The 20610-nt window shown below is 71.9% G+C and carries 20 protein-coding genes and 2 pseudogenes; 10 read left to right on the plus strand and 12 right to left on the minus strand.

Annotated elements, in window-relative coordinates; genetic code table 11:
- Window positions 1-121 precede the first annotated feature (121 nt).
- From nrfD to fdh, 3 genes are read right to left on the minus strand one after another with little or no spacing between them, the layout of a single operon-like run.
- Complete coding sequence (gene nrfD / locus CP969_RS02610; RefSeq protein WP_109542174.1) at window positions 122-1150, minus strand: NrfD/PsrC family molybdoenzyme membrane anchor subunit; 1029 nt, start codon at window positions 1148-1150, stop codon at window positions 122-124.
- Window positions 1147-2166 carry a 4Fe-4S dicluster domain-containing protein gene (locus CP969_RS02615; RefSeq protein WP_026085498.1) on the minus strand — a complete coding sequence of 340 codons (1020 nt, stop codon included), beginning with the start codon at window positions 2164-2166 and terminating at the stop codon, window positions 1147-1149. The genes nrfD and CP969_RS02615 overlap by 4 nt, the downstream gene beginning before the upstream one ends.
- The gene (gene fdh, locus CP969_RS02620; RefSeq protein ID WP_150474890.1) at window positions 2163-5456 is read right to left on the minus strand and encodes a formate dehydrogenase; all 3294 of its coding nucleotides are present in this window, start codon (window positions 5454-5456) and stop codon (window positions 2163-2165) included. Before fdh ends, CP969_RS02615 begins: the two co-directional genes overlap by 4 nt.
- A 198-nt stretch (window positions 5457-5654) precedes the next feature.
- Here fdh and ypfJ point away from each other — a divergent pair, with 198 nt between their 5' ends.
- The 6 genes and pseudogenes from ypfJ to CP969_RS33105 all read left to right on the plus strand — a co-directional run bounded on the left by ypfJ (window position 5655) and on the right by CP969_RS33105 (window position 10034).
- Complete coding sequence (gene ypfJ / locus CP969_RS02625; RefSeq protein ID WP_016828037.1) at window positions 5655-6530, plus strand: KPN_02809 family neutral zinc metallopeptidase; 876 nt, start codon at window positions 5655-5657, stop codon at window positions 6528-6530.
- 316 nt (window positions 6531-6846) lie between these two features.
- Window positions 6847-7103, plus strand: a pseudogene (locus CP969_RS34560) (IS5/IS1182 family transposase); the annotation flags it as partial.
- Window positions 7104-7109: 6 nt separating this feature from the next.
- A pseudogene (locus tag CP969_RS33645) lies at window positions 7110-7340 on the plus strand (hypothetical protein); the annotation flags it as partial.
- Between the two features lie 110 nt (window positions 7341-7450).
- Window positions 7451-8977 (plus strand): WD40 repeat domain-containing protein, encoded by a 1527-nt coding sequence (locus tag CP969_RS02635; RefSeq protein ID WP_223887033.1) that lies wholly within the window; start codon window positions 7451-7453, stop codon window positions 8975-8977.
- Between the two features lie 242 nt (window positions 8978-9219).
- On the plus strand, window positions 9220-9720 hold the full coding sequence (locus tag CP969_RS02640; RefSeq protein WP_039831349.1) for a hypothetical protein: 501 nt from the start codon (window positions 9220-9222) through the stop codon (window positions 9718-9720).
- Window positions 9717-10034, plus strand: coding sequence for a hypothetical protein (locus CP969_RS33105; RefSeq protein WP_078495477.1), 318 nt, complete (start codon window positions 9717-9719; stop codon window positions 10032-10034). Before CP969_RS02640 ends, CP969_RS33105 begins: the two co-directional genes overlap by 4 nt.
- A gap of 227 nt (window positions 10035-10261) precedes the next feature.
- On the opposite strand, the gene CP969_RS02650 is transcribed toward CP969_RS33105, so the two are convergent.
- Both CP969_RS02650 and CP969_RS02655 read right to left on the minus strand, forming a co-directional pair.
- A complete protein-coding gene (locus tag CP969_RS02650; protein ID WP_004993129.1) occupies window positions 10262-10666 on the minus strand; it encodes a hypothetical protein in 405 nt (134 codons plus the stop codon).
- Between the two features lie 40 nt (window positions 10667-10706).
- Window positions 10707-11078: a hypothetical protein gene (locus CP969_RS02655; RefSeq protein ID WP_050793829.1), complete on the minus strand. Its 372-nt coding sequence runs from the start codon at window positions 11076-11078 to the stop codon at window positions 10707-10709.
- 653 nt (window positions 11079-11731) lie between these two features.
- On the opposite strand from CP969_RS02655, the gene CP969_RS02660 reads away from it, so the two are divergent.
- Window positions 11732-12469: a dienelactone hydrolase family protein gene (locus tag CP969_RS02660; RefSeq protein ID WP_004993126.1), complete on the plus strand. Its 738-nt coding sequence runs from the start codon at window positions 11732-11734 to the stop codon at window positions 12467-12469.
- A 188-nt stretch (window positions 12470-12657) separates the two neighbouring features.
- Here CP969_RS02660 and CP969_RS02665 read toward each other — a convergent pair whose 3' ends face one another.
- Complete coding sequence (locus CP969_RS02665; RefSeq protein WP_016828032.1) at window positions 12658-12942, minus strand: hypothetical protein; 285 nt, start codon at window positions 12940-12942, stop codon at window positions 12658-12660.
- 50 nt (window positions 12943-12992) lie between these two features.
- Here CP969_RS02665 and CP969_RS02670 point away from each other — a divergent pair, with 50 nt between their 5' ends.
- Window positions 12993-13289, plus strand: a complete 297-nt coding sequence (locus CP969_RS02670) for a type II toxin -antitoxin system TacA 1-like antitoxin (protein ID WP_016828031.1) — start codon at window positions 12993-12995, stop codon at window positions 13287-13289.
- Window positions 13286-13672, plus strand: coding sequence for a hypothetical protein (locus CP969_RS02675; protein ID WP_016828030.1), 387 nt, complete (start codon window positions 13286-13288; stop codon window positions 13670-13672). Before CP969_RS02670 ends, CP969_RS02675 begins: the two co-directional genes overlap by 4 nt.
- Window positions 13673-14006: 334 nt before the next feature.
- On the opposite strand, the gene CP969_RS02680 is transcribed toward CP969_RS02675, so the two are convergent.
- The 4 genes from CP969_RS02680 to CP969_RS02695 all read right to left on the minus strand — a co-directional run bounded on the left by CP969_RS02680 (window position 14007) and on the right by CP969_RS02695 (window position 17179).
- Window positions 14007-15308, minus strand: a complete 1302-nt coding sequence (locus CP969_RS02680; RefSeq protein ID WP_016828029.1) for a hypothetical protein — start codon at window positions 15306-15308, stop codon at window positions 14007-14009.
- Window positions 15309-15438: 130 nt separating this feature from the next.
- Window positions 15439-15639, minus strand: a complete 201-nt coding sequence (locus CP969_RS02685) for a hypothetical protein (protein ID WP_004993122.1) — start codon at window positions 15637-15639, stop codon at window positions 15439-15441.
- 266 nt (window positions 15640-15905) lie between these two features.
- Window positions 15906-16580 carry a hypothetical protein gene (locus CP969_RS02690; protein WP_004993121.1) on the minus strand — a complete coding sequence of 225 codons (675 nt, stop codon included), beginning with the start codon at window positions 16578-16580 and terminating at the stop codon, window positions 15906-15908.
- On the minus strand, window positions 16577-17179 hold the full coding sequence (locus CP969_RS02695; RefSeq protein ID WP_004993119.1) for a sigma-70 family RNA polymerase sigma factor: 603 nt from the start codon (window positions 17177-17179) through the stop codon (window positions 16577-16579). The genes CP969_RS02690 and CP969_RS02695 overlap by 4 nt, the downstream gene beginning before the upstream one ends.
- A gap of 960 nt (window positions 17180-18139) precedes the next feature.
- Here CP969_RS02695 and CP969_RS02700 point away from each other — a divergent pair.
- Complete coding sequence (locus tag CP969_RS02700; RefSeq protein WP_016828028.1) at window positions 18140-18586, plus strand: hypothetical protein; 447 nt, start codon at window positions 18140-18142, stop codon at window positions 18584-18586.
- Between the two features lie 346 nt (window positions 18587-18932).
- Here the strand turns inward: CP969_RS02700 and CP969_RS02705 are convergent, their stop codons facing one another.
- Both CP969_RS02705 and CP969_RS02710 read right to left on the minus strand, forming a co-directional pair.
- Entirely contained in the window at window positions 18933-19526 is a 594-nt protein-coding gene (locus CP969_RS02705; protein ID WP_150474891.1) for a hypothetical protein, read from the minus strand.
- Window positions 19527-20249: 723 nt separating this feature from the next.
- Window positions 20250-20597: a zf-HC2 domain-containing protein gene (locus tag CP969_RS02710; protein ID WP_016828026.1), complete on the minus strand. Its 348-nt coding sequence runs from the start codon at window positions 20595-20597 to the stop codon at window positions 20250-20252.
- Between the last annotated feature and the right edge of the window lie 13 nt (window positions 20598-20610).

Consider the following 20610-nt stretch of genomic DNA (forward strand, 5'->3'; position numbering starts at 1 on the left):
CGACCTGGCGGAACGGACCGGCTCTGAACGGTGAAGCCCTGGACGGCCGTGATCGCACCGGGTGTTTCCGGACTGCGCCCACAGTGTCCACCGGAACCCGGACCACTGGCCGGCGGTGCCGTCAGGGGGCCTCCCGGCCGGCGTCGGCCGCGTCCAGGCGTGCGCGCTGCGGGACGACGACGTAGGCGGGGTCCTTGGTGGAGGCGACGCCCGCCTCGAAGGTGCCGAAGCGCTGCAGGGCGCTCCCGGCCAGCAGTGCCAGTCCCGCCGCGGCCGCGGCGGGGCGGCTGCGTCGGGCGACGGACACGGTCGCGAGCGCTCCCGCCAGCGTCAGGCACTCCGAGGCCCGGCGCAGCCGCCCCGCCCGGCCGGTGGTGTACGCCCGGGGCACCAGACCGGGCCGGTGCTCGACGAGCCGGGCCGTGACGACTTCCGCCGCCGCGCCGATCGCACCGAGCCGGCGGGCGGGGCCCGCCTCGGCCGGCGGCACCGTCAGCATGCCGAGCCCGGCGGCGGCCGCCGCCGCCGACCCGGTGAACAGGAAGGGAAGGTGCCGGCGGGCGTCGTGCCAGGCCGGTACGGCCGACTGGGAGAGCAGCACGGCCGTGTACGCGGCCAGGGGCGGGGCGAAGGCGGCCGCGGACAGACCGGCCGGCCGGGCGGCCCGGCTCAACAGCCGGCCGGGCAGGCTCGCGCGCAGTGATGCGGGCAGCATCTCGGCCGCGGCGGCCAGACCACTGCCGGGCCCGTAGGCCACGAGGATCCAGGTGCCGACGGACATCGGCGAGCTGGGCTTGGCGACCCGCAGCATGTGGTGGAACCGCTCGGGTCGGCCGAGGTCCGCGATCAGCAGTCCGGTGCTGGCCAGGAGCGCGCCGAAACCGCCCAGGCGTCCCGCCCGGCGCAGGGCGGGACGCCCCGTGAGGTCGGCGCCGGCGGCGAGCAGGGCGGAGCCGGCCGACAGCCCGCCGGTGAACAGGTAGGCCGGCACCTCCCACTTCCACACCGGCGGTTTCAGCACCGGCCGGCCGTAGTAGGAGCGGAACTCGGGCCGTTCGTCGCGTGTCTCCCGGGCGCCGGACCCGGACGTGTGCGCGTGCACGCCGCCGGTCCCGGCGTCGCCGCGCGGGGCCCCGTCGTCCTCGCTCATCGCCGGCCCCCCTGCCAGAAGACGGCGGCGGACGCGGCCAGCAGGGCCGAGGCGGCCACCGCGGCGTGCTTCCACATGGACGGCAGGTCCCGGGTGGGCACGACCGGGTCCGGCGGCAGCCCGTACACCTCCGGATCGTCCAGCAGCAGGAAGAACGCGCCGTCGCCGCCCACACCGTCGTCGGGGTCGCGGCCGTACAGCCGTGCCTCGTCCACCCCCGCCTCGTGCAGTTCCGCCAGTCGCCGGTCGGCCCGCTCCCGCAGCTCGTCGAGCGGGCCGAACTGGATGGAGTCCGTGGGGCACGCCTTGGCGCAGGCGGGCTCCAGGTCCCCGCGCAGCCGGTCGTAGCACAGGGTGCACTTCCACGCGCGCCCGTCGTCGGGCCGCCGGTCGATGACCCCGTAGGGGCAGCCGGAGACGCAGTAGCCGCAGCCGTTGCAGATGTCGGGCTGCACCACGACCGAGCCGAACTCGGTGCGGAACAGCGCCCCGGTGGGACACACGTCGAGACAGCCCGCGTGGGTGCAGTGCTTGCACACGTCGGAGGACATCAGCCAGCGGAACTCGGTGCGGGCCCCGGCGCCGTCGGTGGCGCCGGGCAGGTCGAAGGAGGGGAAGCCGAGATCGACCGGGCCGGTGCCCAGCTCGCCGCCACCCCGCTCGGCGTCGCGCAGGGCGTCGCCCACCACCCGGTCCGTGGCCTCGGTGCCGGAGGGACCGGTGGGCAGGCCGGACAGCCCCGTCTCCTGCCGTCCCAGTGGACGCTGCTGCTCGACGAAGGCGACGTGCCGCCAGGAGCTCGCGCCGAGCATGCCGGTGTTGTCGAACGACATGCCCAGCAGGTCGAGGCCGTCCTCGGGAACGTCGTTCCACTCCTTGCACGCCACCTCGCACGCCTTGCAGCCGATGCACACGGAGGTGTCGGTGAAGAAACCCACCCGGGGCGGCGGGTCGGGGTGGCCGGCGTCCGCGGCGGGGTCGGGGAGGGGGCCGTACAGGCTGTTCTCGTCCATCATGGGGATTCCTCCGGGCCCTGCGGTTCGGTGTGGGCCGGCCGGTGGTCGCCGTCCGTCGTCATGACGTGGGCGCCGGTCTCCGTGGTGATCCCGGCCCGGCGGCGGTAGTCCCGCACGTACTGCAGCAGGGCGGGACCCCTCGGCCGGCGGCCGGGACGGATGTCGCAGGTCAGCACCTTGCTCTCCTGAATGAACACGTTCGGGTCCACCACCACGCCGATCAGGTCGTTGACGACGTCGCCGCTGGTGAGCCCCGTGGATCCCCAGTGGTAGGGCATCCAGACCTGGTGCACGGTCCGGTCCTCGACCCGCAGGGGCGCCAGCCGGTCGGTGACCACGACCCGGGCGTCCACCGCGGTCCGGCTGGTGATCACATGGGCCCAGTCCAGGTGGCGCAGACCGCGTTCCCTCGCCAGCTCGGGCGACACCTCCACGAACAGCTCCGGTTGCAGCTCCGACAGGTACGGCAGCTGACGGCTCATGCCGCCCGCGGTGTGGTGCTCGGTGAGCCGCGCCGCCGTGAACACGAAGGGGAACACCTCGCTGTGCCCCTCGGGCGGGGCGGGGTTGGACGGGTTGTCGGGGCGTCCGTACACCTTGCGCGTCGGGTTGCCCTGCTGCCCGTACAGCAGGTTGCGCACCGGCGACTCGTGCGGTTCGTAGTGGGTGGGCAGCGGACCGTCCGCCAGCCCGGTCGGGGCGAACAGCCACGCCTTGCCGTCCGCCATCATGATGAACGCGTCGTCACCGGCGAGGGCCTCGGGGCCCGAGGCCCCCTCGGGGGGCCGGTAGGCGGGCGGCTTGGTCCGTTCGAAGTCCGGGATGTCGTGCCCGGTCCACTCGCCCCGCTCCTCGTCCCACCACACCAGGGCCTTGCGCTCGCTCCAGGGCCGCCCCTGCGGGTCGGCCGAGGCGCGGTTGTACAGCACGCGCCGGTTCAGCGGCCAGGTCCAACCCCATTCCGTCTCGTACGGCCCCTGCTCGGACCGGGGCTTGCGACGCCGGGCCTGGTTGACCTCGTCGGCGTAGACCCCGCTGTAGATCCAGCAGCCGCAGGCGGTGCTGCCGTCCGCCTTGAGGTCGGTGTAGCCGCCGACCGTGCGGTTGCTGCGCAGGTCGATGCCGTTGATGTGGCGCAGCACGTCGGCCGCGCTCGGCTCGTCGCCCTCGATCCGGTAGTCCCAGGCGAGGTCGAGGACGGGGCGGTCGCGCTCGTCGGCCGAACCGGCCAGCTTCTCCTTGAGGAGCCTGCCGAGGTGGTAGAAGAACCACAGCTCCGAGCGCTGGTCGCCGCTCGGCTCGACGGCCTGGTCCCGCCACTGCAGCATCCGCTGGGTCTGGGTGAAGGTGCCGGACTTCTCCACGTGCGAGGCGGCGGGGAAGAAGAAGACCTCGGTGCGGCAGCGCTCGGGCACGATCTCCCCGGTCTCGATCTCGGGGGAGTCCTTCCAGAACGTGGCGCTCTCGATCATGGTGAGGTCGCGGACGACCAGCCAGTCCAGGTTGGCCATGGCCAGCCGCTGCAGACGGCCGTGGGACGAACCCACCGCCGGGTTCTGACCGAGCAGGAAGTAGCCGAAGACCTTCCCGTCGATCATGTCCATGGTGGTGCGATAGGTGCCGTGGTCGCCGTTGATCCGCGGCAGGTAGTCGAAGCAGTAGTCGTTCTCCGCCGTCGCCGCCTCGCCCCAGTACTCCTTCAGCAGCGAGACCGTGTAGGCGTCCGCGTTGCTCCAGAACCCCTTCTGGCCGGGGCTGCGGATGTTGTCCAGGTAGCCGGACAGGTCCTCGTGGGTGGTGTCCGGCATCGGCAGGTAGCCGGGCAGCAGGTTGAACAGGGTCGGGATGTCCGTGGACCCCTGGATGCTGGCGTGTCCGCGCAGCGCGAAGACCCCGCCGCCGGGACGGCCGATGTTGCCCAGCAGCATCTGGATGATCGACCCGGCCCGGATGTACTGGGAGCCGACGGAGTGCTGGGTCCAGCCCACGCTGTACACCAGCGCCGCGGTGCGCTCCCGGCCCGAGTTCTCGGTCCAGGCCCGGCACACCTCCAGGAACTGCTCCCGGGGCACGCCGCAGATCCGCTCCACCATCTCGGGCGTGTAGCGGGAGAAGTGCCGTTTGAGCACCTGGAACACACAGCGGGGATGCTCCAGCGTCGGGTCGCTCGCGAGGGGTCCCGCGCCGCCCTCCACGGACGGTCCGCCGGAGCCGTGCTGGTACGGCGCGGACTGCTCCTTGTGCCGGGCGTCACCCGCGTGCCCGTCCGCCCGGACGCTCTCGTACGCCCAGCTGGAGGAGTCGTAGGAGGCGGTGGCCGGGTCGTACCCGCTGAACAGGCCGTCCAGGTCCTCGGTGTCCCGGTAGTGCTCGTTCAGCAGGAACGGTGCGTTGGTGTACGCCTGCACGTACTCCCGGAACTCCAGCCCGTGGGACAGGATGTAGTTGATCACGCCGCCGAGGAAGGCGATGTCGGTGCCCGCGCGCAGGGTGACGTGCCGGTCGGCCAGCGCGCTGGTGCGGGTGAACCGCGGGTCGATGTGGATGACCTTGGCGCCGCGCGCCTTGGCCTCCATCACCCACTGGAACCCGACCGGATGGGCCTCGGCCATGTTCGAGCCCATGATGACGATGCAGTCGGCGTTGGCCAGGTCCTGCTGGTAGTCGGTCGCACCGCCGCGTCCGAAGGAGGTTCCCAGACCGGGAACGGTGGCGGAGTGTCAAATACGCGCCTGGTTCTCGATCTGGATCGCGCCGAGAGCGGTGAACAGCTTCTTGATCAGGTAGTTTTCCTCGTTGTCGAGGGTGGCGCCGCCCAGACTGGCGAGGCCCATGGTGCGGCGGAGCGTACGGCCGGCCGAGTCGGTGTCCTGCCAGCCCTTGCGGCGCGCGTCCAGCACCCGGTCGGCCACCATGTCCATGGCCGTGGCGAGGTCCAGTTCCTGCCAGGCCGTGCCGTACGGCGGCCGGTAGAGCACCTTCTGCTCACGCTGGGGCCCGGTGACGAGCTGCTTGCTGGCCGAGCCCTTGGGACACAGGCGGCCCCGCGAGATCGGGCTGTCCGGGTTGCCCTCGATCTGGACGACCCGCTCGTCCTTCACGTAGACGCGCTGCGAGCAGCCCACCGCGCAGTACGGGCAGACGGAGGTCACCACGCGGTCTGCGGAGTCCGTGCGGGGCGCGAGCCCCGCCGAATGCCGGGACTCGGCCGCCTTGCCCCGCCCCAGCCGGTCCGCTCCCGTGATCTGCCGGTACACCGGCCAGGTGCCGATCCACCGCCTCAGGCCCATGTGCCTGTTCCTCCTTCAGGTCCCCCTTCAGGGCGTTCACCCATATCGACCGTAACGTGAGGGCGGGGTTCCGCAAGTCGACACGCGGGCCGGCGCGGCGGGTGTTCGGAAGTCGCCACCGGGAGCGACCGGCCGGTGTGCCCCCGGGGCCGCTGGGCACTGGGGAGCGATCACCGGCGCCCAGGAGACGAAGGAACGATGGACTTCCGCGACGATGTGGATCTTGATGCCTCCCAGGTCGAGGACCGTGGCAGCGGCTTCCCGGGAGGGGGGCTCGCCATCGGCGGCGGCGTCGTCGGCATCGTCGCCGTGATCGTCGCGCTGCTCCTGGGCGTCAACCCCGCCGGTCTCCTCGACGGCACCGGCTCGGACTCCGCCGCGCCGCGGCAGGGGTCGGACCTGAGCGCCCGGTGCCGCAAGGGCAGTGATGCCGACCAGTCCGAGAAGTGCCGGGTGGTGGGCGTGGTCAACAGCGTCCAGCGTTACTGGCGCGACGCCCTCCCCGAGCACACCCGGCAGTCGTACGCCCCGGCACGGACGGTGCTGTTCTCCGGTGGGGTGAGCACGGGGTGCGGCCGGGCGAGTTCCGCCGTGGGCCCGTTCTACTGCCCGGCCGACCACCGCGTCTACCTCGACCTCGGGTTCTTCCAGGAACTCGAGGAGACGTTCGATGCCAAGGGCGGCCCCTTCGCGCAGGCGTACGTCGTCGCCCACGAGTACGGCCATCACGTGCAGAACCTGCTGGGCACCATGAACCGCGTCGGCCGGGACCGCGCGGGGGCCGAGAGCGCGTCGGTCCGTCTGGAGCTGCAAGCCGACTGCTACGCCGGGGTCTGGGCCAAGAACGCCGTCACCACCGGCTTCTACGACGGGCCGTTCACCGACGACGACATCCGCGAAGCCCTTGACGCCGCGTCGGCCGTCGGCGACGACCGCATCCAGGAGCGCGTCCAGGGCCGCGTCGACCCGGAGGGCTGGACCCACGGCAGCTCCCGGCAGCGGGTGCACTGGTTCACCACCGGGTACACCACGGGCTCCCCGGCCCGCTGCGACACCTTCTCCGGCGGCATCTGAGGCGGTCCCCGGTCCACCGGCGGCCCGCCGCTCGGAGCCCACGGCGGCCGGGGTACGCGGGGACCCATCCGTTTCCCGGACGGGACGTTCGGGGGCCCGTGCCATCCGCGGCAAGCGGCACCGCGGAGCGTGCACCGCGCGGGGCCGGCTGCCGGTGATCCGGGAGGAAGGCGTACCGATCGGCGGCTCCCCGTGTCGGCGGGGCCGAGCGTGGCGAGCTTCGGAGGACGGTGCGGGGACCAGGTCGTGGACCGCACCGGACCGGTCCCCGGCGACTTCGCGGCCGACCTGCACGGCGGCCGGGCCCCCTTTGTGAAAGCGCTCCATCAAGGCGGTCATCCCGGAGAAGAAGGACCGGGCCGCCCACCGCGAGAAGAAGGGCAGCCGGGGCGGCCGTCCCGGCTGCCACGATGCCGGCCTCTGCAAGGAACGCAACGCCGTCGGGCGTCCGATCAACCGACTGAGGGACTGGCGCGGCATCACCACACGCTTCGACAAGACGCCCGAGAGCCACCTCGCGGGCGCGAACTCCGCGCCTCGATGATCTGGCTCGAGGACCTCCTGCGAGCAGCCGTCAAGACCCGCGGCCACTTTCCCGACGAGCGAGCCGCCCTGAAGTGCGCCTACACGGCGATCATGCCCCTCGATCCCCCGGGCAAGGGGCAGGCCCGCTGGACCATGCGCCGGAAGACCGCACTGAACGCCCGCACTGAACGCCTTCGACATCACCTTCGACGGCCGGCTCTCAGCCGCCCGTCAGTAACCCGACCACCCTGGTTGCACCGTTCATTTGACAGACCCCCACGGTGAGACGGTGGTGACAACAAACGGCTTGTCCCAGCTCATTGACGACACTTTCATGTCTACACGAGCGTCGCCCGATCCGCGGTGGCGCGCCGACATCAGGAGTGGGACCAGCGTTGAGGAACACGTGGGGAAGAGGCAGCAGGCTGACGACGGTGCTGCTGGCGGGCGCGCTGGCCGGGTCGGCGCTGACGACGATCACCGGTACCGCGTCCGCGGCCCCGGGGGCCGCCCCGGACACCGCCGCGGCGACCGTGGTGCCGTCGGGCCCGGGCATGGAGCTGTCGGCCGCGTCGTTCACCCAGATGACGGTGGACGACGTCGGCCGGCGCGTGTGGATCGCCGGGGACCGGATCTATCCGGACGGGTCGCGGGACGGCGAGCTGGTCGGCGTGCTCTACGGGGGCGTCGGGCGCGCCGTCGCGAGCGCCCACATGGCCGCCCCCCTGTCCGGCGTCGCGGTGGAGCCGGACGGCTCGAAGGTCTATGCCGGGCAGTCGGACCACATCGCGCACTACTCCCACCACAGCGGGTCCTTGTACCCCCTCGATCCGATTCCGGCGCCGGCCGACGGCTGTGGGCGGGAGCTGGTGCACACCGGCGGGCGGTTGTTCTTCACCAGCCGGCCGGCCGCGTCGCCCGAGGGCTGCGCCGACGCGCTGGGCAGTGTCGGCGTCGCCGCGACGGCCGAGGGCGGCAAGGCCGGGGAGGTCATGTACTCGAGCACCCCGATCCATCTCGAGGGAGGGCCCGGAGGCCTTCTGGTGACCGCTCCGGAGCGCTGGTCCCCGACCGCCGACCCCGACCTGGGGATCTACCGGGTGACGGACGGAGCGGACGGGAACCTGCTGGAGTTCCTGGGCGAGCGCCGGTTCACCGAGGACGGCACGGACCGGGGCATGGACTTCCGGGACGCCGACTTCTCCGCGGACGGCTCCGTCCTCGCGGTGGCCGACGGGGTCCGGGGGACCGTGCTGCTCGGCGGCCAGGACGCCCGCTTCCTCGAGAACCACTACGCGCCGCTGCCGGAGGGCGTGGCGCCCACGGCCGTCGCCTTCAGTCCCGACGGCAAGTGGTTCGCCCAGGGCGGCGCGGCGTCGGGCGATGCCGCCGATCTGACCCTGGCGTTCGCCGACCCGTCGGTCGAGCGGCAGCCGCTGCGCATCAGCTTCGAGGACGAGTCCGCGGGCCACCGCGTCGTCCCGCGGGGCATGGAGTTCTCCGGGGACGGACAACAGCTCTTCGTCGTGACCTCCAACCAGGAGGGCACCAGGTTCTGGCTGCACACGATCCAGACCCGGGAGGCCCTGGCCCCGTCGCGCTTCGTGGACGTGACGCACGGCCCGGCCGTCGCCGGGGAGCCGTTCAGGGTGACCGGACGCCTGGACCTGGACGGACTGGCACCCACCGAGGCGCCGCGGATCACGGTGCAGCGACTGAACGGCCCGGAGGTCGCCGACCTGCCGCCGGTTCCGGTCGCCGAGGACGGAACGTTCGTCCTGGAGGACGTCCTGCCGGACCGGGTCGGGGACGTCCACTACGTGCTCGGCTACGCGGGTGACGAGGTCCACTACCGCTCGGAGCACTGGCTTGTGGTGGACACGGTCAAGGCGTCGAGCACGGTGACCCGCGGCGGCCGGTAGTCGGCGCGCGACGCGGCGGGCTTCCTCGGCGGCCCGGCGGATCATGATGGCGAGATTGTTGCCGGGATTCGACTGGTATGCCGTGCACAAGGGACGGCTTTGCGGGGTGGTGTGCACCGCCTGCCGACTGACGCGGACGGCCGCGTCGATGTCGGCGGGGGCCATGCGCTGAGTGAACCGTTCCCGGTGGGCGATGCCCAGGGCGTTCGGGCGCGCTGGTTGCCGGGGCGTTCGCAACAGCCGTGGGCTGTCTCCTTCTCGCCCGGCTGATGAAGGTCAGCGAGTTGCGTCGCCTGCTCGGGATGCTCGGCTTCGGCCCCGGCGACGACCGCATGTGCGAGGCCTTCTCCGCAGTACGCGAGAAGGCCGCCGAACTGCGGGCCACGGGCAAAGCCCAGCGCGGCGACCTCCGAGTCGAACACGACCTACTCCAGCGCACCCGGTTCTCCATCCGCTTCGGCAAGCTCAACCACTGCACCATGAACGACGACGACGCCCTCGGGGCCGAGTGCCTCGAGGACGCCGTCGTTCCCGAAGGGCACCGCGGCCCTCTCCTCGACCGCTGCCGACCTTCCCGTTGCACCAACAGCATCCTCGGCCCTGAACACCTACCCATCTGGACGGCCGAACGCAGCTCCCCGAACCGGCTGCGAGCCGGTCCCAGGCTCCCCGCCAACCGGCGATCCCTGCTCGACGCCCAGCTGAACGAGGTGTCCCTGATGCTCAAGAAGGCCGGCCAGTGACCATCTTCACCAAGACCGAACAGGTTCTGTGCGACGCCATGGAACGGCTCCTGTCCGGCCGACCCCAGCACACCGACGGCAAGCTCACCAAGAACAATCTCTGCCGCGAGGCCGGGGTCAGCCGGGTCACGATGCACCGAGCCGCCAAGATCCTCACCGAATGGGACGCCCGAACCGCAACCAGCTCGGCGGGGGGGGACTCCAGCACCAGCACGCCGCCGCACTCGTCGAGTTCTTCCGCAAGCCGTGCAGAAGCCGCGAGGGGAGCCGCGCCCTTCAGGAACAGGTCGACGCCGCGGCTACCGTCATCATGACGTTCCTCTCCGAGAACCGGAGCCTCCGCAGTGGGCAGGTCAGCAATGGAGCTCGGGCCGTTGTCCCGATGCCTCGGCATGACGTTCCACACGCATGATCGGCTGTTCACCGGACGAGTCAGGGAAAGGACGCTTCACAGGATCGGGTGACCACCTGCTCCCCACAGTGTGATCATCCTCGGCAGCAGTCGGCTGCGCCTGTTCTCTCCTGGGAGCCCTGCGTGATCTCAGCAGGTCGCGGAGGAGGAGATGCGGATGCCCGTCAGCGTTCCCGTGAGGCTGGTGGTGTACTCCGGGGGGAGGCACACGGTTGTGCCGGTGGAAAACCGGATGTAGGCGACATCGTCGTGACGGGTGTTGGTGACGACGATGGGTGAGCTGGATGTCCCGACAGGCCTGGACGGGAGGTTCTGGTAACCCGAGGTGACGTCCTGGAACTGACCGATCTTGACGCCGTTCTTGAACAGGCATACGTAGGGGTACGCACAGCTCGCCGTGGCCTGCGCCGGGGAGGCCGCGGCCGTGGGGACGGTGGGGGTGGCGACCGCCGTCCCCACAGAGGTGGCAAGGAGCCCGGTGGCCACTGCCGCAGCCCACCCGACTCGCTTGACGGTCCGACGGGATGTCTTCATGTCTCCTCCTTGGTCGGTGCCCGGTCGATGATGGCGCGGCTCAGGCGCAGGTTGCGGAAGAGGAGATGCGAATGCCCGTCAGCACATAACCTGTGATGGTGAGGGTGCTGTTCGGAGCGACGCAGGCCTGGGATCCATTGGCGTAGCGGATGTAGGCGACATCGTCGCGACGGGTGTTGATGATCTTGACGTTGCTCGGTCGGGAGGGCAGCGACTGCCAGGTTGAGGTGACATCCTGGAAGCGACCGATGATGGCCCCGTCGGACAACCGCTCGAAGCACACGTACGGGTAGGCGCAGGTAGCGGTGGTGGTGGCGGGTGCGGCGGAAGCGGTCCCGGCGCCCAGTGAGGCGGCGGCGCCCAGCGCCACGGTGGCACAGGCGGCACGCGCAAGCGTTCGCGCAGTTCTCATGTTTCCCCCTCTGACGCGTCGCGGATCATGATGCGACGCTCGACGGCAATCGCTGCGACCCTAGGGAGGGAATCCGAACGTCAGAAGCATCAATCAGGTCATCTGTGTCCCGAGAGTTTCAGTTGTAAACGGTGATCGCCATGCCGGGTGCCCTGCGACACCAGGGCTTCCTGATGCTCGGTGATTCGACACCAGCGAGCTGTTCAGAAGGGCCTCCTCGCATGCGCCGAGCACTCGAGGGCCACCCGATCGGCACGACGTTCGATCCCCAAGTCCCAAGAGCGGTACGACAACAGCTACTGAGCAGTCCTGACCGGACTCTCTGATGTCTCATGAGACATCAGAGAGTCCGGAGAAAGACGGTCATCCCGTGCCAGTCGAGGCGTCGGGCCCGGAACAGTTCCTCCCACCGCCAAGCCGACGGGTTCGCGGGTTCTCGGGGTGGAATCGCGGGGAACCGGAGGGGGACGTGGCGCCCGCTGGCGGAGTAGCCGACGGGTTGGGGTGTGACCGAGGTACGCGCCAAAGGGGCAACGAGATGATCTTGAAGCCCTGAGGGCTCGGCCCCCGCATTTCAGAGGGACACGCGCGCTGTTCCGCCAGCGGCAGAACACCGGCCGGGCCGAGCTCGGCGATCACTACAGTCCAGTCTCATGACGGCGATTACGACGCGTACGGTCGAGTACCCGGCGGACGGTTTGACGATGATCGGGCACCTCGCGCTCCCGGCCGGTATCGACCGCCGGCCCGCGGTGTTGCTCGGACCAGAGGGCATGGGGCTCAGCGACGTCGAACGCCGCCGGGCCGATGCTCTCGCCGAACTGGGATATGTAGCGCTGGCCTTCGACCTTCACGGCGGGCGCTATTTGGGCGACCCCGAGGAGATGCTGGCCCGTTGCCTGCCACTGCTCGCTGATCCCGACCGGATGCGGGGCATCGGCCATGCGGCGCTCGACGTGTTGCGCACCGAACCGCGGACCGACCCCGACCGGATCGCCGCCGTCGGCTACGGCACCGGGGGCGCCGTCGGGCTGGAACTCGGGCGCGACGGCGTCAACCTGCGCGCGATCGGGACAGTCAACGCACTGACCACGGGCCGACCGGGCGAGGCAGCGCGCATTCGCTGCCCGGTGTGGGCCGGGGTCGGGTCGGAAGACCCGATCATGCCGCCCGCGCAACGGAACGCGTTCACCGCCGAGATGCAGGCCGCGGGCGTCGACTGGCGCCTCACGGTCTACGGCGGCGCCTTACACGCCTTCCACCACCCGCCGGTCGACCACCCCACGGTCCCCGGCGTCGGCTACCACCCACAGCACGCGCAGCGAGCCTGGCGCGACGTCGTCGACCTGCTCGCCGAGTGCCTGCCCGTGAAGGAGGATCTGGGGGCATGACCCAGGCAAACAGCCTGGCGCCAGGCCTGGTCCGCGTCGTGCACTGACAGTCCCCTCCCCTCAAGTCCGCACAGCAGAACCACATTCGGGCAGGTACTCGATCGCGGAGACGTATTCACGGCCACGGACACGGGGCGGTCGGTGCCGGTGTCGGAGAGGCGCTCGGGCCGTTGAGCAGCCCGAGGGGGTCATGAGACCGGTGAGCGCCGCGGCCGTGCCGCTCCGTCGACGCGGGTCCCGGCGCCTGCCTGCCGACGGTCGCCCGAGGCGGCGACATGCCGCTCCCGCTCCGGGAACTGCAGCCCGCGCCTCAAGGCCGTGATGCCGCCCGGCGCCGCCGTCTCCGGCACGCGGGGCAGCCGGTACCCGACGGGGCGGGGACCGGCCAGGTGGGTGACGCGCCGGTCCAGCGGTACGGGATCGTCCTGCTTCCGGTCGCAGGCCGCGGTGTTCGATCCGGCTCGGTCCGGCATCGCGCCGTCCCGCGTCGACCGCGGATGGTACCGCTGGTACCGTGGGTGCCATGTCGGATCCCAAGGCGATGAATCTGCGCTTCCCCGACCCCGCGCAGCGGGCGGCCATCGCGGCGGCCGCCAAGCAGGCGGGGGTCAGCATGCAGGAATACATCCTCTCGGCCGCCTACGACCGGGCGACCGCGGTGGAGCGGCGGTTCCTGGAAGGCTTCAGGGCGTCCATGGCCCGCAGCGGGGCGGCTTTCGCGGCCGAGCCCAGCAGCATCGACGCCGGCGCGGAGCAGCGGGCGAGCGAGCGGGAGGCGCGGCGGGAGTTGGAGCGGCCGGAGCGGGGCCGCGTCGCGTGAGCGAGCAGGAACCTCTCCACCCGATCGACGTCGCGTTCCTGCTGCACGCCGCCGAGCTGCTCGAGGGTGATCCGCAGGTCGACGACTTGGGGCCGCTGTATGCGGCCGTCGCCCGGGTCAACGCCCGGGCGTTGGAGCGGGACATCTACGGCTCGCTGTACCTCAAGGCCGCCGCCCTGCTGCACACCCTGGCGAGGCTGCCGTGCCTGGAACACTCGAACGAGGCCTTCGCCTGGCACGCGACCGAGGCCTACCTGGCCCTCAACGCACGCGCCCTGGACTACCCGCCCAAGGCCGCCGTCGCACTGGTCCGCGACGCGGCCTCGGGAGCACTGGGTGTCGCCCGGACCGCCCGGCAACTGCGCGACTGGGCCGTCGCCTGACCCGCAGCCGGTCCTCGGTGAGTCCGGGACTGGCCAGGGCGACGATGCGCCCGTCCAGCGGCAGCGGATCGTCCTGCTTCTGATGGTGCTGTGTCCACCGGGCCATGTCATCGGGCCAGTTCCCCGGCGCCGCGGGCGGACGCAGCGAACGTGGCCACCTCGTGCACGTGCGCGCGGTTCGGGCGGACGCGGCCAACACGCCGCGGTACTCCCCCGTGAACGTGCCGTGCATCCTCGGCTCCCGGCTGACGGGGACTGCCCCGTACCGGCCCCGTGCGGGGCGATTGCCCCAAGGTCGTGGAACCGGCGGCACGGGGCCGCGGCCGGCGCCCCTTCACACCCCCCGGCACACGGACCGGACCTCTTGCAGGAGCGTCCGGTAATCCTCGCCGTAGGCGGCCACAGCCGCGTACACCGCGTCCAGGGCCGCCCGGAGCGGGTCGGCCTCGGCGGCACCGAGCAGTGCGGGCAGGGCCATGTGGGGCTGGGACATCCGCAGGGCCGGGTCCGGCTCACCGAACGTGACCCTCACCGTGTACGGCGTCGCTTCCCCGGGCTGCGGCGGCGGTGCGGAAGGGCTCGGCGGCTTCGCCACAGCGGCCGCGGGACCTACGATCCGCGGGGCCGACAAGGGCTTGGGCATCGGCGCGTGCGCGTCGCTGCGGGCGGGTGGCTGGAAGGGAGGCCGCTCGGGCGGGACGGCCCGGCCGACGGTCCTGTCGGGGACACGCGTGTCGGACTCCAGAGCCCGCCACGCCCGGGCCGGGTCGTCGAGGGGCGGCGGCAGCGGACGGCCCTCGGCCAGGGCGGTGAGTCCTGCGGCGATCCAGTCGAGGTCGGTGAGCCCGGCCGCCTCACAGGCGCGGCGCGCGGCCAGCAGCGCTGTTGCCCGCTGGGCTTCGGGGGTGGCGGCGCCGATGGCGTGGACGAGGGCTGGGTCGAAGGCGAACAGGCCGCGTACGTTGCCACCGACCTCGCGCAGGGCCTGGCTCGGCGACTGTCCGCCCCACCGCCACCGTTCGTAGGCGAGCAGACGTTCTTCTTCGGCTCGTTCCTGCGCGAGGCGAGCCTGGCGTTCGGCTTCGGCGCGTTCGGCCGGTGTGGGTGGGGCCGGCTGCCGGCGGGCGTAGTCGTGCCAGTACGCGGCGATCGCCGAGGTCTGCCTCAGGACGCGGTCCGGGGCAGGCGAGGCGGGCCAGAACTGCAGCAGATAACAATCCAGTCGAGGCTCGCCGTCCGGCCGGGTGTCCTGGCGGCGCGCCTCGTCCATGCCTCGGGCGCAGTAGCGCACCCGGTAGTCGTTCTCTTCCAGACCGAGGTCCCAGGAGGCCTCCCCTGCCCATTGCACGAGAGCGCTGCCGGCCGAGAGAGGACGGAAGGACACCTCCACTACGTCCTCCCACACCGGATCCAGTGGCGGAGCCTGGTCGTGCACCTCGACGGTGAAGCCGACGCTGCCCGTGTGCAGCCCGGTCGACAGCCACAGCGCGCCGGGTACCGCGGCCCCGCACAGCCCGGCGCTCTGCCCGGCGAACGACTCCGCGAGACCCGGGCCGAAGCTGTCCGGATCGCTCTCGACGTAGATCTGGCCGTAGTGGACGTGGACTTCACCCTCAACCGGCCTGCGCACCCTCATCCCCCTCGTCACCAGGAACGCGTCATGCCCGGCAACCTACGGCACGGCACTGACATGGAGTTCCCGGAAAGGGCGGGTTGCCCAGGACCGGCAGGCGGGTCCATCCCTGAGGTGGGCCCGCCTGCCGGTGTCAGTAGCGGGTCTGCCACCACAGGATGATCAGGGTTACGGCACCGCCGCCCAGCCTGTAAGCCGCGCCCTGCAGGAACTGGCCGGGAAGGCTCCGTCCCTGCCGGTTCATCCACGCGCGCAGGTGGCCGATGGTCTTGGCGCGGTGCCCGCCGCAGCGGAACGGGTGCTTGGGCTGGGGTTTGGCGTTGCTCTCCTCCATACGGAGTTCCTTTCGTTGGCAGGCGGACGGGAACACCGCGCAGGGAGCCCTCCCAACTCAGAGGTGTAGGAAACCCGTTGGGAAAGCAGGGCTCCTTCTGCGCGTTCTCGGGGAGGGGGGGCCACGGGCACGGGCCCGTCGGGCTCCTCGCCGGGCGGGTGCACCACCGAGCGACACTGAGCGACATCGAGCGGCACTGCGCGGCACTGCGCGGCACGCAGGACGTGAGGCAGCTCCCGGAAGCGGGCCTTCGTGTCGCTTTCGGGTCAGCGGCGGGTGAAGTCGTGGAGCCGGTCGGCCAGGCGTCGGTCGGGGCGCTGGACGATGATGCACGAGCCGGGCTTGACGGTGGCCAGGCGGTCGACTTCCATCTCCAGGCTTGCGGTGGGGGCGCTGGCCAGGCTGGTGCCGGTCTTGCGGACGTAGGTGGCGACGGTCTCCAGGGTGGCGAGGAAGGCGCTGTCGGGGGCGTCGGGGTCGAGGACGTCGTCGGTGACCTCGTGCAGCCAGTGCCGCGCCTCCCGGGTTTCGCCGAGGGCGAGGTGGTGCAGGTGCAGGCAGTAGGCGGCCGCGCGGTGTCCGGCGCCGGCGGCCAGTTGCCACCAGAACTGGGCGCTCTCGGGGTGGTCGGTCAGGTGGAGCAGGCAGGCGAAGACGAGGGCGCCGTCGACGTCGAGGTGCTCGTCGCCGGCGGGCGTCTGGGGTTCGGCGGCGAGGCGGTCGACGTGGTCGGCGGCGTCGGGCTTGTTGAGGATCCAGCGGCACACCACCGACAGGCGCTGTCCGGCCTGGGTGGCACGGACGGTGTCGGGGTGCGGTGCGGCGGTGGGGGCGGTGGCCGCGTCGGCTGCGAGGCGGCGCAGGGCGGCGCCGACGTCGAAGCCGTCGCGGGGTGCGGTGGGGATGCGGGCGTCGGCCAGGAGGTTGTCGATGGCGGTCACTGTCCTGCCTCCTTCTTGGGCTTGCCGGACTGCGCGGGCAGGTTCAGGCGGATACGCAGGCGCTCCTTGCCCTTGCGGCCGTGGTAGTCGACGGTGCGCGGGTCCAGGCCCATGTAGCGGGCGATCCGCTTGGTGGGGTAGCCGAGCAGGTGACGCAGGACGATCACGGTGAACTGGCGGGTGGGCAGCTCCAGGATCGCCTCGTACAGGCCGCCGGCGCTGCTGTTGAGCTCCAGCTGGCTGCGGACCGCCTGGAGGTTGTGGGCTATGGGGCCGTTGATGGTGAACGCCGGGGGGCGGCCGTCCGCTTCGAGGCGGCGGGTGACTCCGCGGTGCAGCACGGCGAGGGTCTGCTGTTCGAGGTCGCCCTGCTGCAGCAGTTCGTCCCAGCCGGTGAGGATCTCCAGGAACACCTGGTGGACCACCTGTTCGGCGGTGCGCCGGTGGCCGAGGTGGATCTCGGCGAAGTCGTGGAAGAACTCCTGGTGTCCCAGGTAGAAGGCCTCGAAGTCGAGGGGCAGGTCGAGCGGGGTCTGGACGGGCTGGTTGTGGCCGCTGTCCTGGGGGGATACGTCAGTGCTGACGTCGCCGTTGCCCATGCGGTCCTCCAGGGGTGTGAGTGCCGGTCCTCGCCGTTGAGGCCGGCAGGGTCGTGCACGGGCACAACTGGCCCGTGTGAGAGCCCGGTTGTGTGGGGCTCTCATGCCTCAGCCTGTCGTTTTCCGGCCCCTGAAACTCATGCGGTCCCCGAGAATTGTCACTTTGCGATCTTTCCCGTAAGCGGAACGTGTTCACTATGTTGGCTCACGCGTTCAGTGAGGGAGGTGTGAGCTGCGGTGATGCGGGCGGGCCGGAAGATCTCGTCCAGGGAGGCGTCAGAAGTGTGGCGCAGCCCACATCGTGCTCGGCACCGTGTGGACATCCCGTGCCGCGCAAGCCGTCACGGACGACCGCATCCGCGCACAACCGGTCCGCCGTCATCCGATCGAGGGAGCGCGACGGCGCGGGTGGGCAGAACGGCGCCGGCCGGCGTTGCCGCTCGACTCCTTCGACGCCTGCGCCGAACCCTGCGTGCTCCTCGCCGAGGCCGTCCGGCGGCGGGCACGACGGGCTGCTGCTGGAGAATGCCGCGCCGCGCCGGGTGGTTCCAACGTCGCCCGCCAGTCCGCTCCCCCTCCCCCGCGTTGTGGTACGGCCGTTGGGGCCTGCCTCAATGGGTGGGGCAGGTGAGGGTGATGGGCCGAACTCGCCGTCACCGTGCGGCAGGGCGCCGCGCGGCGGGATGATGCGGGACGGTTGCCGAGGCAGGGCCGTTGACCCGGGTTTTTGTGTGACCTGGTCACTGTGGCGATAAGTTCCGCTACGCCGTCCGCTTGAGTGCGGGTGTATCCCGCCTTTTTCATGTTCGGCCCGGTCTGTCCGTGTGAGTGCTGTGCCACGAGCGTGCGTGGGCAAGGAGCGCGGCGAGGTCACCGGTGGCTTCCGGCTCGATGCGGCCTGCGCCACCACCGCCCGGCCCGCCGAAGTTGCGGCCCGGACGAGGATGCGATGATCCGGGTGTGACGGCAGATGCCCGGTGGGAGCGGATCCGCGAGGACTTGCGGTTCGGGCAGGTATTCGCGGGCACGGTGGTCAAGGTTCCCCGGCCCGGCGCGATCGGGATCTTCGTGGACATCGGCCTGAGCGTGGGGGGCTTCGTCGACGTCGTGTTGCTGCCAGAAGAGGCCAAGGACTGGCCGGCGGAGGGCACGGTCACCGATTTCGAGCTCTGGTGGGCTGACGACCGCCGGCAGATCCGGCTGAAGCCGTCCGATGCGCGGTATCTGCGCAGCGACTTCGCGGACTTCGTCCAGCGGTTCCGTCCCGGTTGGCCCTCCGACATCGGTCGGCCCGTTCACGGCCCGGAGTCGGCGCCCTGTGAGTCGGGGGTCGGGTTCACTTCTGCCGGGCCGCCTGCGGGCTGTCCTGGTACCGGTGAAACAACCGACGGTCCTGGCGGAAGCTAGCGCTGTGACCACATAGGCCGGATGGGGCCTCAACCAAGGCCCGGCGGACGCCCGAGAAATGGGCGACGACGCCCAGGGCGATGTCCGTCACGACCAGCCCGATGTGGCCGCCGCCGGTGTCCGGGCCGGGCCCGCCGCCCCCGGTCATGAGTCCCCTGGTCGAAGACCACGCCGTTCGGCGTCCGAGCAGACCACGGGCCCCACCCGGGGGGTCCGTGCCGTCGCCCCCGCCGGGCGGGCGGGCCCGCCTCGCGTCGGGCTGCGGCCCGGCCGGGCGCACCCCGGCGGATCCGCGCGTGGTCCCCGCTCCCCCGGCGCGGCGCGGCGGCGGGTGCGCGCCGGACGGTCAGCGGGCCCGGCCGGAGCGCCGGCGGCGGGTGCGCTGCGGGGCGCGGCGGGAGCGGCGGGCGGGCGCGGTCCGGCTCTCGGCCTCGGTGGGGCCGGTGGCCGGTGCGGAGAAGCCGCCCGGAATGCTCGGCCGGACGGCCGGCACCGGCGCGGCGGGCGGGGCGGGGGCGGGCGGGGCGGGGCGGCGCCGGGGGGTGGCGGCACGGGCCAGGACGGTGGCGTGCGCCAGGAGCGGGGCGCAGGTCTCGCAGACCTCTTCGACGCTCCAGACGCGGCCGACGGTGGCGTCGTGGCGCAGGATGAGCAGCACGGCGCCCGCGCAGTGCGCCGTGGTGTCGGGGTGGGCGGCGCAGCCCTGGGAGCCGCAGTGGCACCAGGCGTGGAGGCGGACGGTGGCGGCCCTGGCGTGGGCGGCGGCGTGCCGGGCGGCGAACGCGCGCAGGGCCGCGAGGTCCCTGGAGCGGGCCGGCATCCGGCAGGCGGGGGTGGAGCAGGAGACGGTGGCGGAGCGGTCGCTGTGTCCGGTGATCCGGACGGTCCAGGCCCGCCCGGGGACACGTTCGGTGGGGGTTTCGCTGTACGCGGTCGTCACGGCCGTCCGTTTCTGGTGGGTCGATGGTGTCGGTCCACTATGGGATACCCACCCGTCGGCCGTGCAGCGGTCTTCCTGCCGTGTCGGTGCGGGGCGGTGAACCGGCCCGATGGTGCGGCGTCCCACCCGGCGGGCGACCGCGGGCGGGCAGCATCCGGAGGCGGTGACGCGGATGCGGTCCGGGGTGGTGTGGCTGCGCCGAGCCCGCAGCAGCCTCACGCAGGTGCAGTCCGGGCCGGGCATCTGGAGTGGTCCTCAGGTGTGACGAATCGTCTCCGCCTTGCACGGCGGGCTGTGCGGGTGCTGCGCGAGCTCGCCGGCGCATCCGCCCGGGACCCGGCGCCGCCCGCCCGGCTCTGCAGGGTGGACGGAGATCTGTTCCCCGCCGGTCTGCGTCACCGCGCCGGTCACCGGCCCCGGCCGGCCGCATGTGGCCGGCCGGGGCCGGTGACGGGCTGGGGCTGTCGTGGCCTCGTCCACGATCGCCGGCGGCGCCTCCTCGGCCGCCCGTGAGACAGGGCGGCCTCGGCTCGTCGCAGCAGCCCCGGAGAGGCGGCAGTGCTCGGTGAGGGATGCCTGGCGCGGGCACCCGCATGATTCCTCCTGGTCGTGTACACAACCAGGGACCGTCAGCGGCGTCCGCCGCGGTGAGCCCCATCACCGGCGCGCTCGGCGCGCACTTTCAGTGTGCCGCCCGGGCGGATCAGCACGCTGCCCGGTCGCTCACCTGACGTAGGCAAGCCGACTCACCCACTGGGACAGCGTGAGCGAGGTGGCCGGGGCCCCTCGGGGCGCACCGTGCCGGCGGCATCGGTGCCGCGAGCCATGGCGGCACTTGGCCGGCCCGGGCAGGTACGACGACTGCTGCCGGCCGGGCTCGTACGCCAGGGCCTTGCGAAGAGAGGACAGGTGTGCGGCCACGACCGCGAGGCAGTGATGCTCGTCCCGGCAGTCAGGGCAGGTCTCCAGGTGGGCGCGGACCGCGCTCGCCTCGCCGGGCTCCAGGACGTTGAGTGCGTGTCCTTCGAGCAGGTCACCGATGGTGCGGCAATCCTGGGAGGGAGTGAACATGGCGAATCCCTTC

This window comes from Streptomyces viridosporus T7A (assembly GCF_008704515.1).
Classification (GTDB): domain Bacteria; phylum Actinomycetota; class Actinomycetes; order Streptomycetales; family Streptomycetaceae; genus Streptomyces; species Streptomyces viridosporus.